Here is a 12120-nt window from a genome sequence, read left to right on the forward strand (position 1 = left end):
TGCGCTCTATATGCACTTGATTGACAAATGCTCTCTTATCAAAATCTCAAGAATCTGCACTATATTTAATGCTGCGCCTTTGCGCAGGTTGTCAGCCACTATCCACATATTTAATCCGTGCTCAACAGTATTGTCTCTTCTAATACGCGATACATATACAGCATTCTCCTGTACAACATCAATTTGAGTTATGTATTCACTATCTTCACGCCTGTTGTACACTAAAACTCCACTATCTTCGGCTTCACTTAGCACTTCACGAGCTTGTTCTTCAGTGATATGTTGATCAAATTCCACATTTACTGCCATAGCGTGACCGATAAAGACGGGTACCCTTACACAAGTTGCAGTAACTTTTATATCTTCCTCTAAAATTTTTTTTGTCTCCTCTTGCATTTTCCATTCCTCTTCTGTAGAACCATTTTCCATGAATTCTCCTACATGGGGAATGCAATTGAATGCTATTTGCTTAGAGAATATCTTGGGTTTTTTAGCTTCGTTCATAAAGATTTTTTTTGTCTGGTCATAGAGCTCATCCATTGCTGCTTTGCCTGCACCAGAAGTTGATTGATAAGTTGAAGCAACGATTCTCTTTATTTTTGCTTTTTGGTGTAATAGATGTAGTACTAGCAGCATCTGTATTGTAGTACAGTTTGGATTGGATATTATGTTGTGGTTTTTATATTCCATAATTTTTTCTTTATTAATCTCTGGAATAATGAGTGGCACACCCTCTTTCATTCTAAAATGGGAACTGTTATCTATCACGATGCATCCAGCCTGTGTTGCAATTGGTACATACTCTTCAGAAACATGAGATCCAGCACAGAAAATGGCTACATTAGTTCCAACGAAGTCATAATCCTCAAGGCATAAAACTGTTAACTCTTTGTCACCAAAGCTCACCTTCTTCCCTTCTGATTTTTTCGATGCAAGTGCAATAACGCAATCTATCGCCTCATCTTGAAATTCAGCAAGCGTGCTTAATACCTCACGCCCTACTCTTCCGGTTGCTCCAATAACAGCAATTTTGTATCTCATATAGATGAACCTCTAATTTTAAAGTTCTATTATATTTTTACTGACAAAATTTACAATTGTTTTAATATTTTTACCTTGCAATTAATTGTAATTTAGCTATTATTATGCAATATTAGTAATATTACATAATGAAATGAAAGATGAGTAAGGAATACGATGAAACTAAGGTTAAACCTGCAATGTCTACACCTCAAGGGCCTGAAGGAACCAATGGATCAAAGGCCCAAAGTGTTCTTTCAAATAAAAGAAAGCCTACAATAAATTTTGATGATAAAAAGTATGGTGTAAAAACCTCTAAAATAGACCAACAGTCTCTAAACAAAAGACAAGAATCTTCAAAGCTAAGAGATCTCTTAAGGTCAATACCAATAATAAGGAGATTTTTAGCAAGGATTTTCACACCTGAAAAAATAGAAATCATCAGTAACCCTATATATGACAACATGGAAGCATATAAAAAATCGCAGGAAGATTACCCTAGTAAGATAAAAGATGAAACTAGTATAGATGATGAACACACAAAAGAAGTAGATAGTAAACTTGAGAAGGGTAATGTTGAACAAGTGGACAACAAGAAAAGTCGTAGTTCATAAATATCAATCATTTAAAAATTATCTCTAGTTATAACATTGTATCTGTTCAGATGCATGGCTCATGTACAAATATTGAAACAAAAATTCCAGTGCTCCTTTCTCGTCATCCCAGTGCGTGACACTTGTATCTTTATGATGTGAGGCATTAGAGCTAAAATACCTCACAGGGAGGGTGAAGCTGATGCGACACTAATGCCATTAAGCCAGATTTTGCTTCCCTCCCATAGAGTTAAAGACTGAACAGTATCTTTTGGAATTATATCCCGTATTACAAGGTTAGTCTAAACTCTCAGTTTATTTATAGTCTTGGAGGCAATTTTATGCAAGTAAATGCTATTTTGGGTGTGGATATTTCAAAAAAGAAATTTGATGTTTGTTTGTTAGTGGACAGTAAAAAACGACACAAAGTCTTTCAAAATAATCAAGATGGTTTTGCAAAACTTGTAGTTTGGTGCAATGGCCATGGAGCAAATCTTACTCATTTATGTCTTGAAGCAACTAGTTGGTATGGAGAAGATTTGGCTACTTTTATGCATGATTTAGGACATAATGTCAGTATAGTAAACCCAGAAAGCTTTTGGCAAAAGTGAGCTGCTCAGAAATAAGACAGATAAATCAGATGCAGCTATGATAGCTAGATTTTGTATCGCCAACAAACCTGCTCTTTGGAAGCCCATTGCACCTGAAATGAGGCATTTGAGGGCGTTGCATGCAATCGCTAAAAGATGATAAGGTGCAACAGACAAATCGCTTGGAAAACAAAAATATGCATTCCAGTTGCAAAGAAGCTATATCTAAAGTAATTTTGGCAATAGAGGAGCAAATTATTGTTCTCGAAAAAGAAATTAATGAGCATATAAATAACTATCCACATCTAAAAAATATGGTGGAAAACCTTAAGACTATAAAAGGTATAGGATATCTTACTGCTGTTGCTGTTGTCGCAGAAATGCCATCAGTTGATAACTTTGACAATGCTAAACAATTTACAGCTTTTGCTGCCAGGACATTATCAATCGGGATCGTCAGTAAGTAAGAGAAGTTGCATATGCAAAATAGGATCTGAGCGTATTCGAAAAGCTCTTTATATGCCAGCTATAGTAGTCAAAAACCATAATAATCATTTTCAAAAGTTTTGTCAGCGTCTAGCAAGTAAAGGCAAATGTCCAAAAGTCATAGTTCTTGCGTTAATGCGAAAATTAATGCATGTCTTTTTTGGTATTCTTAAAAAGAATCAACCATTTAATTGTAATTTTGTTGGATAATTTGTTTGACAGCAGAGACAGTATCTGGGATCCAGATTGGGCACTAAGTTGGTAAACACGAAAGCGATTAATCCTTTACAACGTTTTTGATGGAACTGCGCGAAAGAACTGGATGCCAGTGTCACGCACTGGCATGACACCCATTTCTTCCTATAGTTGTCTTTTCTCGTCTACCTTATTTTGCCACTCTGCTGAACAGATACATAACATTTGCTATACAGAAACTCTGCGATACCAAAATAAATAAAGAGGTACGCCACTTGCAGTGAATAAGCTTGCGATCAGCAAGGTATTCACAGAAGTTTCAAATATTACCCAGCAGCAAAAGGTTGTTGCTATACTGCCAATTAAAAATTTGTAACAACTCTTTTCTTGCACAATAACTTTGAGAAAAGCAAGACTGCATGCAAGGTAAACAAATAAAAATGAAACTACAGAAAAGTCGATAATTGATGTGATCTGCTTAGCAAAATTGTTGCTTGAAGTGAGGATTAGTAGAACTGAAGTGCCAACGGAGCTGATTGTTATGCCCCAGAAAGGAGAACCGTGCTTGTTTCTTTGAGCAAAAAACTGTGGCATCAGTTTATCTTTTGCAAGGCCAAGGGCCACTTGTCCACTAGCTAGTACCCAAGCGTTTAAAGTACCAACACAAAAAATGAACGCAGTTATAGAAATAATCAAGTGCCAATTGCCAGAGGCCATAATTTTTATTGCGTCAACATATGGTGCTCTTGAACTTGCTAAATCATTGCCATTTATTAATCCCATAATTGCAAGATTGTTGATAAAATACACAACAGCAACAGAGATTGTTCCAAGTACCACAGCTCTTGGTATTGTTCTAGCTGGATTATCAACTGACCCTGCAGGTGCTGTTGCCAATTCAACTCCAATAAAACCCCATAGAGTAATAAGTGTAGAACGTGCAAGAATCTGCGATGTTGTAAGATTTGATATTTCTTCACTTATGATGAAGTTATTTCTATCAAAAAAAAACAATGCTGCTATAGGTATTACAAGCAATACAGAAATTTTTATCACCGTCAATAAAAACTCAACACGTCCAGCAGTAGCTACTCCTCTAAAATTTATTAGTGTAATAATTGTAAGTAATAACATCTCTAAAAACAGATGTACGTTTTGAATATCTTCATGGAAAAATGGTGTAAGATAACCAACACCCACAACTATTACGGCTGTTGTGCTAACCCATGAGATCACCCAATACGTCCAACCAACAAAAAAAGCTGCAGCAGGGCCAAAAGCATGCTTTACATAGACGTGAGGGCCACCCGTTTCCGGAAATTTTGCGCAGAGTGAGGCAAAAACTAAAGCAAGAGATATAGCACCAAGCCCTGATATTATCCAGCTTATAAGGCTATACATGCCATATGGAGCAAGGCTAATTGGAAGCATAAAAATTCCAGAGCCAATTTGGCTGCTAATCACTAAGGCAAAAATAGCCCAAAAACCTATTTTATTTGACACAATAATTCTTATCTAAATAGATTAACAATATACCCTAAACTCAGAAATTTCAATTGATCTTTTAACATAAAAACTTGCATTTTTTTCAATTTATTCCTAAAATAGATTATATTAACAGATTATTAAGAGGGGGTTATGAATCCGAGATTAAAAGCATTTTTGGTTGTTTGTAGTATTATTGCATTTTTGATTGCACTTTTGTTTCTCGTGTATTATTTAAATCTTCTTGTTAACTATATCCTTGACCCGATTCTAGTTCGTCCCTTTGAAAGATTATACAAAAACTTAATTGTTGATGGTCTTTATGCCTATTTATCTACAAGCACTTCTAGCCCTGCACTAGCATTTTTGGCTACAGGTTTTATTGTTATTGCTGCGTTTATTTGCCTGAATAAAATGCTTCTTCCCTTGCAAGAGAAGATCATAAACAACTATACCTCCTTTAAAAACAACAATATTGATAGCAATAGCATGTTGTTTGAGGTTTATAAAGATCCAACAATAAAATTAAAGGACAAAATCTTATTCTTCAGTATACACTTGATATATTACCTACAGCTTCCATTTTTGTATATTGCATCAAAGGTATCAGCTCTACGTGGGTTTCTTATATTTAATTTTGGTTTATTATTGTTAAATTATGCACTGCTAATTCCAGTGGCACTTCTTGAATTGATAAAGTATCCATTAGTGAGGCTTTTCTCACCTTTGGGTTTGAATGTAAAGCAGCTAAGCTTTTTGTTTAATGTAAGTGATGTGGGCACTGGCAGTCAGAGCGTTCACACAAGTAGTTTTGAACATAGTATTCTCTAATGCGCTCAAGAGTTAAAACAGAAATTTGGAGCTCAACCAAATGTACTCAATAAAGAGTTTGAAGACTACATAAATAATTCAGATGAGCTTACAACTGAGCAAAAAGAGCAATTAAAACTTTATCTTAACTTTAATGGTTCCAATGAAGCAGCTTGGCAAGAATCAAAAACTGGACTAACTCTCACACAAGCTGCAAACTTAGTTTCAACTGCTGCTAAGAATCAAAAATCAGATGTGAATTCACTATTACTAATGAATTTAAAGGATGGACTTGGTTTATGTACTCTGGGAATGTTCGATCGTATTATTTATTCGCTTAGTTGTCTTGAAGCGAAAAATAATTTCTTGGTTCAAATAAATGGAGCAGTGAACGTATTAACACCTAAATTTACTGAAAGATTTTTAAAAGAATATTGCAATTATAAAAAATTAAAAATTTTGGTAGACAAGTTTGAAGATTTTTACTCCGAAGATTATGCGGATAAAAATAATATAAGCGATGAGGTGAAGAGCAACATTAACCAATCAATAATAGAAATAAGAGAATTTGTCTTTAAAGAGCTTTACATAAAATTTTACGAAGAGTATGGAAAAAGTATTCAAAGAGGTGCCATAAAGCAAAAATTAAGGGAATTAGTTACAGATGATAGTATAAAGGAAGCAGTGTATTATTCAATGTATAATATAGAAATACCTGCAGAACCACCTACTTATCTTGAAAGAGTAAAAGCATTTTTTGGAGGTCATGCAAGGTCTTCTGCTGCTTAGTGGTTTAGTTCGTGCTATATAGCTAAACTAACTTAGATTTACTGACAATTTTAAAACAACAAATTCGTCATTCCGCTACTAGTTAGCGCCGCGGCGGTATGACGTGTTCTATAGCTTTGTCTTCCCTTTTCTGAATGGCTTGCAAGCTGCTATCTCTACAAAAACTATATTTTTCTTCAGAAGAGAGTTATATTGTAACTATGGACAAAATAATCATAAAAAAATTTGGTGGGACTTCGCTAACTGATTTAAACCGAGTTGCAAATTTGATAAAAAACGATATTGAGAAAGGTTGTAATGTAATCGTTGTTGTATCTGCTGTTGCAGGATTTACTGACCAAATGGTTTTTCAGGCTAGGCAAATCTCAAATTTAAGTTATAGACAAGAGTTATCAGAGTATGACGTTATGCTTTCAGCAGGAGAACAAATCTCTTGCGGTCTATTAGCTATCACTCTCCAATCGATCGGAGTTAATGCTAAATCGTGGCTTGCCTGGCAGTTACCAATTGCAACTGATGATTTTTATTCTGAGTCTAAAATAAAAACAATAAAGATTGAACGTGTGAAAAGATCTTTTGCTGAGGGTTATACTGCTGCGATCATTGCTGGTTTTCAGGGTATAAATGATGATAGAATCACTACTTTTGGAAGAGGAGGCTCTGATATATCAGCAGTTGCCTTCGCGGTAGCCTTTGGTGTTAGAACTTGCGAAATTTTTACTGATATTGATGGAATATATACAGCAGACCCGAGAATTGTTCCAAAGGCACGCAAGCTCAAATTTATCTCTTACGATGAAATGTTGGAAATGTCGTCATCTGGTGCTAAAATACTGCATAATCGTTCAGTACAACTTGCAATGAAACATAACATTAAAGTGCAAGTGCTATCCACTTTTAAGGAAGTAGAAGGCACCACAGTGCTACACAAAAGGGATGTACTAGAGAGATACTTAATTACTGGAATAACTTATAGCACTAATGAAGCTCTTGTAACTTTCACTAACCTTGCAAATAACTTGCGTACTTTAAGAGATATAGCAGGAGCAAACGTTAAAATTGATATGATACATGGGTCAAGTTTTGTTATCTCCAAATTTGATATTGATTCAATGGAAAAGTTACTGAATAAGAATGAAAATTATGCTATAAACGATAATGTAGCTAAAATTTCAATAATTGGTATTGGTGTTATGTCTAACACTGAAGTGATGCACCGCACACTCAAGGTTTTAAGCGAAAAAAAGATAGAAATACTTGCTATCACAACATCTGAAATCAAAATCAGTATAATTGTTCAAAAAGAATGCGCTGTAGCTTTAGTCAAAGATTTACATACTGAGTATGAGCTTGATATGCAGCACTAGGATAGGCTTGACGTCCAGTTGTCTAAGAGTATGTCTTGAAAAGGAATGAGGAAAAAAATATGATAGTGTAAGTAAAAAATAGGAGGGAAAATTGTATCCAAGTGATATAAGTGATAAGGAATGGGAAATTTTGGAGCCACATGTTGCACAAGGAAAGATAGGGAGGCCAAGAAAGCACAATATCAGAACAATTATTAATGCAATAAGGTATATAATGAGAGGTGGTTGTCAATGGAGAATGCTGCCGAAAGATTTTCCTCCATGGAAGACGGTGTATGACTATTTTCTCAGGTGACGTAGTAATGGCAAATTGGAAAAAATACATAATATGCTAGTAAAAGAGGTAAGAAAAATGTTTGGTAAAAATGAAACACCTTCAGTAGGAATAATTGACAGTCAATCAGTAAAAACCACTCAAAAAGGGGATCCAGAGGATATGATGCTGAAAAAAAATAAAGGGTAGAAAACGTCATATTGTTGTAGATACAGTGGGCTTAATTATTGCGGCTGATGTTCATAGTGCAAGTGTTCAAGATCGTGATGGTGCTCTAAATCTTTTCACTCAAGCTAAATACAAGGCTCCAACTTTACGTAAGTTTTTTGCTGATCAAGGATACATAGCAAAACCGCTGTTTATTGGAGACAGGATACGATTACCAAGAAAGCTGTTGATGTTACAGGATTTTTCGACAATCTGGACCACAATTTAGCACTGCAGGCTATCAAGAAGCACACAGACTGCAAATGGGTCATACTGTATGTTGAAAGGTGGATGAAATCCCCTATTCAGCAAGCAGATGGCAGTAAGGTAGTTAGGGAAAAAAGGAGTTCCGCAAGGAGGTTCAATAAGCCCAATCATTTCAAACATATTTATGCACCATGCATTTGATATATGGATGAAACAAAATCACCCAACAGTACCATTTGAAAGATATGTGGATGATGCGATAGTGCACTGCAGAACTAAAAGACAGGCAGAATTTATGCGAGCAGCAATTGAAGAAAGATTGGCACAATGTAAGCTAAAATTGCAACCTGATACCAATGCCATTCCAAAACTCCATCATTATACTGCCTTAGTATAACCTTCTCACTTCTATTGTCTATTTGTTTGTTATGTAATAGAAATTGGTATGAGATTGAAGAATTAAGTGTGAACGGTTACAGAATTTTTGCCAAGAGAAACATATAGTTAAAGTAATTCAGATTTGTAAGATATGTTTATCTGCAATTATAGCTTCAACAGTAGGCAATGTTGCTTTTAATTACCTCAACATTTTCTCTTGGCAATTCTTTAATGAACCGAGAAGTGCGCATCGGTTGCCACTGGTTGTTAATTTCCCTCCTATCTGCACATGAAATGATTAACCTTTCTTTGGCTCTGGTTATGCCAACATATGCGAGTCTCCTTTCTTCTTCTAAAGCTTTACCACTTTTGTCATCAAAAGATCTTTGATGAGGAAATAATCCCTCTTCCCAACCAGGTAGAAACACGCACGGGAATTCAAGTCCTTTGGCTGCATGAAGAGTCATAACATATACGGTGTCATCGTTATTCATATTATCCACTTCCATCACCAGACTTATATGCTCCAAGAAAGTTGTGGCATTATCGAAATTTTTTAAAGATGAGATGAGCTCTTTAACATTTTCTATTCGTGCTAAGCCTGTTACCTCCTCATTTTCAAGCATTTCAATATATCCTGATTGGTTTGCTACGATTTTAACGAATTCATGCAGTGGTTTTACGCTTACTATTTCTTCCCAAGCTTTAATTTTATTTAAAAAATCGTTGAGTGAGAGTTTAATTCTTTCGGTTACCTGATTACTATTAACTAATATTTTTGCTGCCTCAAAAAAAGAAATTTTGTTATCCTGAGCAGTCGTGTATATTTTCTTTAGAGTTGTAGCTCCTATGCTTCTTTTTGGCCGATTTACTATCCTTTCGAAAGCTAAGTCATCGTTATTGTTTGTAACAAGTCTTAAATATGCAATTATATCCCTGACTTCCTGACGTTCGTAGAATTTTACGCCACTTATAATCTTGTAGGGAATTGAATATTTTATAAAATACTCTTCGAGAACTCTAGTTTGAAAAGTGGCCCTTACCAGGACTGCAATGTCACTAAATCTGTATTTATTGAGTTTCAATATCTGTTCGCTTATGAACCTTGCTTCAGCTTTCCCATCCCATAATTTTATTAGATTTACCTTTTCCCCTTCAATGTTTGTTGTCCACAATTTTTTTTCTAAGCGAGTCTTATTGTGATTGATAACATATGACGCAGTTGCAAGTATGTGGGATGTTGACCTGTAGTTACACTCTAGTTTAACGGTTTTTGCATTTTTAAAATCATCAGAAAACTTCAAAATATTTTCAACTTCTGCACCACGCCAACTATATATCGACTGGTCATCATCTCCTACACAGCAAATATTTGAGTGCTCTTTTGCAAGGTATTTTAGCAAAAGATATTGTATCGCATTTGTATCTTGATATTCATCTACCATGACATATTTAAACTTGTTTTGGTAGTAGGACAGAACTTCGGTCTTTTGATTAAAGAGTTGTATGTTATATAGCAATAAGTCACCAAAATCGACAGAGTTAAGGAATTTCAACCTTTCCTGATACTGGTGATAGACCTTGAGTGCAGTTACATATACTGGCCTAAATGATTGAATATCTTCCACTTCAGATGGCAATAAGCACTTCTCTTTCCATTGCTGAATAATATTCATAATGGTCTTACATTTTTCTGATAGGTAATCAGGATTTATTTCATTGATAATATTTTTTATTACCTGTAATTGGTCATCCACACCAATGATTGTAAAATTGGGGTTTAAGCCCACAATTTCTGCGTGCATGCGCAAAATTTTTGCTGCAATTGCATGGAAAGTGCCAAGCCATGGTATGTTTGTGCCCGTTAGCTCAAGTACCCTTGATACCATCTCATTTGCTGCTTTATTTGTAAATGTAACTGCTAATATCTCATCAGAATAAGCGTGACCGTTTCTAATTATGTGTGCTATTCTTGAAGTAATCGTTCTTGTTTTTCCCGTCCCGGCTCCTGCCAGTATCAAAACTGGTCCATCTATGTTAGTTACAGCTGATTGTTGTTCTGGATTTAGCAGTGAGAGATAATCGTTCATCGTAGCCCTATAGATTATAACTTCGTAAAGTTAAACCTATGATTGAAATATTGTAAAGGTTTTATTGAATAGAACAGTTAAAGAATGCTTCACTCAAGTGTTACGTTTTGTATATACCTTTGTTAGGCAGCTTGGATGTGGTGGGTAACGATAAATTGATCTGATCTAGGCTGCTGTTTGTTAGGTGGATAGGTGGAGTTTGGAATGACTTATATGTACGGTTTAGCTCCTCCATTTCTCTTTCTTCAACTTTAACAGGGAACTTTGAGGCATAGTGGTTATGCGTTGCAGGTCGTTCAGTGAGATTTTCATATGTTTCTTTCAACCAAGTTCCGATATCATACATAAATCCATACGCTTTTTCTTTAAATTCTCTCCATGATCTACTGAAACTTGCTAGTGTGTTATTGAAGTAAATTGTCATGTAATCTCTTGTAGTGTACTGATAACTTTCACTATTTAATTTACCACTTTGTGTGTTACAAGTTTTGAAATAACCAAATATGTTGTACATTTCGCGCTGCCATTAATTATGAATATACATATATTATACGTTAATAAATTAAAATTATCAAGAACAAGTTAAGTGTTTATTGCATTACTGAGAAAATGCTCTATATAATAATTTAAAATGGAGCTGGAGCTTTGTAGTACAATGTTTTTAAACGTTTAATATAATATTGACTTTACCACGATAGTTACTTTAAATTAGTAACTATTGTTGCAGTTAAAGTATCGATGCCTTTTTTCTTTTATTTTTTTGCAATTCTTAGCATTTTATCTGCTGTATGCGTAATTAGTGTAAGAAATCCTGTGCATGCAGTATTATTTTTAATTTTCACCTTCGTTAACTCTGCAGTGCTTTTTATTCTCCTTGGAGCTGAATTCATTGCTATGATGGTGCTGATAGTATACATCGGTGCGGTTGCGGTGTTGTTCCTCTTTGTAGTTATGATGCTCGATATTGACTACATAAGGTTGCGCCAGGGTTTTGCAAAGCATTGCACTCTTGGTGCTATGTTGTGTGTTGTGTTTTTTCTAGTCATCAGCTTTGTAATCCGCAGCTCAGCACCGAATATAAGCAATGTTATAAACTATAATACCAATAATGTGAAAGCTATTGGTAATTTGCTGTATACCGACTACATGTACGCTTTTCATCTTTCTGGAATTTTGCTACTTGTTGCAATTGTCGGTGCAATTGCTCTTACTTTGCAGGACAAGAAAAAAGGAGTTAAAAAACAGAATGTATTAAAGCAATTGACGCAATCTTCATCTGTAAAATTGGTTAAGGCTAAATTTGGAAAAGGAGTGGAATGGAAATAGGATTAAATCATTTTTTGATAGTTGCTGCTATTTTGTTCACTGTTGGGGTGTGCGGTATTTTCATCAACCGTAAGAGCATAATCAATATATTGTTATCAATAGAAATATTATTGTTGGCGATTAACATCAATCTAGTTGCTTTTTCTGCCTTTATGAATGATATAGTTGGGCAAATCTTTGTGATGTTTGTGTTGACTGTTGCGGCAGCAGAGTCAGGAGTTGGACTTGCAATATTGGTTGTATATTATAGAAGCCGTGGCAATATAGATGTTGAACAAGCGAACTTAATGAAAGAATGAAAGT

General features: G+C 35.1%; 15 protein-coding genes and 1 pseudogene. 12 read left to right on the plus strand and 4 right to left on the minus strand.

Annotation, left to right across the window (positions count from 1 at the left end; translation table 11 throughout):
* Positions 1-6: 6 nt before the first annotated feature.
* Positions 7-1041, minus strand: coding sequence for an aspartate-semialdehyde dehydrogenase (locus ABWU40_RS05890; RefSeq protein WP_010962945.1), 1035 nt, complete (start codon positions 1039-1041; stop codon positions 7-9).
* A gap of 140 nt (positions 1042-1181) precedes the next feature.
* On the opposite strand from ABWU40_RS05890, the gene ABWU40_RS05895 reads away from it, so the two are divergent.
* The 3 genes and pseudogenes from ABWU40_RS05895 (at position 1182) to ABWU40_RS05905 (ending at position 2899) form a co-directional block, all read left to right on the plus strand.
* Positions 1182-1634, plus strand: a complete 453-nt coding sequence (locus ABWU40_RS05895; RefSeq protein ID WP_015589289.1) for a hypothetical protein — start codon at positions 1182-1184, stop codon at positions 1632-1634.
* A 320-nt stretch (positions 1635-1954) separates the two neighbouring features.
* Positions 1955-2224: an IS110 family transposase gene (locus ABWU40_RS05900; RefSeq protein WP_007552972.1), complete on the plus strand. Its 270-nt coding sequence runs from the start codon at positions 1955-1957 to the stop codon at positions 2222-2224.
* A 359-nt stretch (positions 2225-2583) separates the two neighbouring features.
* A pseudogene (locus ABWU40_RS05905) lies at positions 2584-2899 on the plus strand (transposase).
* A gap of 213 nt (positions 2900-3112) precedes the next feature.
* Here ABWU40_RS05905 and ABWU40_RS05910 read toward each other — a convergent pair.
* A complete protein-coding gene (locus tag ABWU40_RS05910) occupies positions 3113-4387 on the minus strand; it encodes an APC family permease (protein ID WP_141456681.1) in 1275 nt (424 codons plus the stop codon).
* Positions 4388-4522: 135 nt separating this feature from the next.
* Between ABWU40_RS05910 and ABWU40_RS05915 the strand changes: the two genes are divergently transcribed.
* The 7 genes from ABWU40_RS05915 (at position 4523) to ABWU40_RS05945 (ending at position 8420) form a co-directional block, all read left to right on the plus strand.
* Entirely contained in the window at positions 4523-5200 is a 678-nt protein-coding gene (locus tag ABWU40_RS05915; RefSeq protein WP_246039560.1) for a hypothetical protein, read from the plus strand.
* A gap of 252 nt (positions 5201-5452) precedes the next feature.
* Positions 5453-5968 carry a hypothetical protein gene (locus ABWU40_RS05920; RefSeq protein WP_246039562.1) on the plus strand — a complete coding sequence of 172 codons (516 nt, stop codon included), beginning with the start codon at positions 5453-5455 and terminating at the stop codon, positions 5966-5968.
* Positions 5969-6168: 200 nt separating this feature from the next.
* Entirely contained in the window at positions 6169-7335 is a 1167-nt protein-coding gene (locus ABWU40_RS05925; RefSeq protein ID WP_015589292.1) for an aspartate kinase, read from the plus strand.
* A gap of 91 nt (positions 7336-7426) precedes the next feature.
* Positions 7427-7630: an IS5 family transposase gene (locus tag ABWU40_RS05930; protein WP_007549940.1), complete on the plus strand. Its 204-nt coding sequence runs from the start codon at positions 7427-7429 to the stop codon at positions 7628-7630.
* A 33-nt stretch (positions 7631-7663) separates the two neighbouring features.
* Positions 7664-7798: a hypothetical protein gene (locus ABWU40_RS05935; protein WP_255324781.1), complete on the plus strand. Its 135-nt coding sequence runs from the start codon at positions 7664-7666 to the stop codon at positions 7796-7798.
* Positions 7799-7823: 25 nt separating this feature from the next.
* Positions 7824-8045 (plus strand): hypothetical protein, encoded by a 222-nt coding sequence (locus tag ABWU40_RS05940; RefSeq protein WP_022626388.1) that lies wholly within the window; start codon positions 7824-7826, stop codon positions 8043-8045.
* A 162-nt stretch (positions 8046-8207) separates the two neighbouring features.
* Positions 8208-8420: a hypothetical protein gene (locus tag ABWU40_RS05945; protein ID WP_065094389.1), complete on the plus strand. Its 213-nt coding sequence runs from the start codon at positions 8208-8210 to the stop codon at positions 8418-8420.
* Between the two features lie 154 nt (positions 8421-8574).
* On the opposite strand, the gene ABWU40_RS05950 is transcribed toward ABWU40_RS05945, so the two are convergent.
* Positions 8575-10491 carry an ATP-dependent helicase gene (locus tag ABWU40_RS05950; RefSeq protein WP_015589293.1) on the minus strand — a complete coding sequence of 639 codons (1917 nt, stop codon included), beginning with the start codon at positions 10489-10491 and terminating at the stop codon, positions 8575-8577.
* Positions 10492-10591: 100 nt separating this feature from the next.
* The gene (locus tag ABWU40_RS05955; protein ID WP_015589294.1) at positions 10592-11005 is read right to left on the minus strand and encodes a hypothetical protein; all 414 of its coding nucleotides are present in this window, start codon (positions 11003-11005) and stop codon (positions 10592-10594) included.
* 224 nt (positions 11006-11229) lie between these two features.
* Here ABWU40_RS05955 and ABWU40_RS05960 point away from each other — a divergent pair, with 224 nt between their 5' ends.
* Together ABWU40_RS05960 and nuoK are read left to right on the plus strand one after the other, a co-directional pair.
* Positions 11230-11817 (plus strand): NADH-quinone oxidoreductase subunit J, encoded by a 588-nt coding sequence (locus tag ABWU40_RS05960; protein WP_015589295.1) that lies wholly within the window; start codon positions 11230-11232, stop codon positions 11815-11817.
* Positions 11808-12116 (plus strand): NADH-quinone oxidoreductase subunit NuoK, encoded by a 309-nt coding sequence (nuoK, locus tag ABWU40_RS05965; RefSeq protein WP_010962953.1) that lies wholly within the window; start codon positions 11808-11810, stop codon positions 12114-12116. The genes ABWU40_RS05960 and nuoK overlap by 10 nt, the downstream gene beginning before the upstream one ends.
* Positions 12117-12120 lie beyond the last annotated feature (4 nt).

This window comes from Wolbachia endosymbiont (group A) of Cydia amplana (assembly GCF_964028495.1).
Taxonomy (GTDB): domain Bacteria; phylum Pseudomonadota; class Alphaproteobacteria; order Rickettsiales; family Anaplasmataceae; genus Wolbachia; species Wolbachia pipientis.